This is a genomic window from Tabrizicola sp., from assembly GCF_051645465.1.
In the GTDB taxonomy this organism is placed as follows: domain Bacteria; phylum Pseudomonadota; class Alphaproteobacteria; order Rhodobacterales; family Rhodobacteraceae; genus Tabrizicola.
In genome coordinates, this window is record NZ_JBOFBI010000196.1 from 1 (window position 1) to 1,610 (window position 1,610).

1 protein-coding gene and 2 pseudogenes are annotated in these 1,610 nt (G+C 60.8%); 1 reads left to right on the forward strand and 2 read right to left on the reverse strand.

Annotated elements, in window-relative coordinates:
- Positions 1-45: 45 nt before the first annotated feature.
- Positions 46-947, reverse strand: a pseudogene (locus tag ACRCSW_RS12635) (DDE-type integrase/transposase/recombinase); the annotation flags it as partial.
- Between the two features lie 116 nt (positions 948-1,063).
- On the opposite strand from ACRCSW_RS12635, the gene ACRCSW_RS12640 reads away from it, so the two are divergent.
- Entirely contained in the window at positions 1,064-1,285 is a 222-nt protein-coding gene (locus tag ACRCSW_RS12640) for a hypothetical protein (RefSeq protein WP_438705566.1), read from the forward strand.
- A 103-nt stretch (positions 1,286-1,388) separates the two neighbouring features.
- Here ACRCSW_RS12640 and ACRCSW_RS12645 read toward each other — a convergent pair.
- A pseudogene (locus ACRCSW_RS12645) lies at positions 1,389-1,610 on the reverse strand (hypothetical protein); the annotation flags it as partial.

Sequence of the window (1,610 nt, forward strand, 5' to 3'; positions counted from 1 at the left end):
AAGGAAACCCAAGTTTGTTAAAAGTATAATATTCAGTCCCAGCATCTAGTGGATCGAGTTTAGGATGAATCGATCTGTCTCGGATGTCCAGATTTTGCAGATGTATTCGTAGGGCGTGAGAACGTTGAGCATCTTCGGCCGCCGGATGGAATTGTCGGCTGCGAGGCAGTCGGCGAGGTGGGAGCGCAGTTGGGCATGGCCGTCATAGTGGTATCGCTTGACGGTGGAGTCCTTGATCGTGCGGTTCATGCGTTCGACCTGGCCGTTGGTCTAGGGCTGGTTGGGCTTGGTCAGGCGATGCTCGATGCTGTTGGCTTCGCAGATCATGCCGAAGCGCATGGGCCGGGAACAGATGGTTTTGCGGTTGCGGGGCTGTTCGGCGAACGGGATGCCGTTATCGCTGAGAATGGTGTGACCCTGATAGGGCACGGCCTCCAGCACACGCTCCAGAAACTCCCAGGCCGTGCGTCTGTCAGCCTTTTCAACGAGCTGGGCAACGGCAAACTTGCTGGTCCGGTCGATGGCGACAAAAAGATGGAGCTTGCCTTCTGCCGTCTGCACCTCGGCGATGTCGATATGGATCGCGCCATTGGTGCGCCATTGGTTCAAGCGCAATGGCGAGGGCCGATGGGGTCGCGCTTGAACCGCTGGCGCTTCGGCTTGTCCCCCTCCACGTCCGGCAGGCGCAAGATGTCATGGCGCTGCAGACAGCGGTGCAGCCAAGAGAGCGTCAGGTGCGGGATCGAGGGCTGCAGGACATAGAGGCTATCATAGAGCGGCAGCAGCGTATGGCGACGGAATGCCACGATCATCGCCTCCTCGGCCTCGGTCAGCACGGATGAGCGCGGTTCCTTCGGCCCAGTCTGATGTGCCTCGACCGTCTCGCGCTTGCGCCACTTGGCAACCGTCTTGGGGTTGATGCCCAGCTCTTTGCTCAGTTGCGCGAGCCCTCAGTCCCGCCCTCGAACTGATGGCGCGCGCGCCTTCGACCTGTGATCGCTGTATTGCTGCTCCAACGGCCGTGCTACATGAATCGGCGCGAAACATCAGAGGTCGACGCCCGGTGCCCATCGCGCAAGCGTTGCGGTTTACCCTTCCCCGCAACACTGTCGCCCGTCATTGTACCGACGAGGCGACCGAAGCCGGGCCAGGCGTTGTAAAACAGCAGTCCATCCTGATCGGCATGAGCACCCATGCGGGCTTTGCCGACATAATCGCGATGTCCGGCACCCGTGACGACATGTTGGCCCGTGGCCTCGTAACGCCCGAACGCCTCCGGATGTGAGGGGTTCAGCGATTGGTATGGTGTCACGCCGCCAGCGCGGACTGCCCCTCGGCGCAGTTGGCGGAAGCCTTGAGCTGGGCGTCCTGCCGGCTGAACCCGGTTATCACTGCCGCGCTTTCGTCAAGTGGGAGGGTGGGCCGCGCATCATCCTGTCCTCATCGAAGCCCGGCACGCAGAGAATTTTGTCGCAGCCCCGATCTGGGATGACCTGAGCAGGTTCGATGCCCGGCCCTTTGGCGGTGCATTCGACCTCATTCTTGCCGGATGTCCCTGCCAACTCTTCAGCTAGGCAGGAAAGCGTGCCGGTGAAGAAAATCATCGGCAC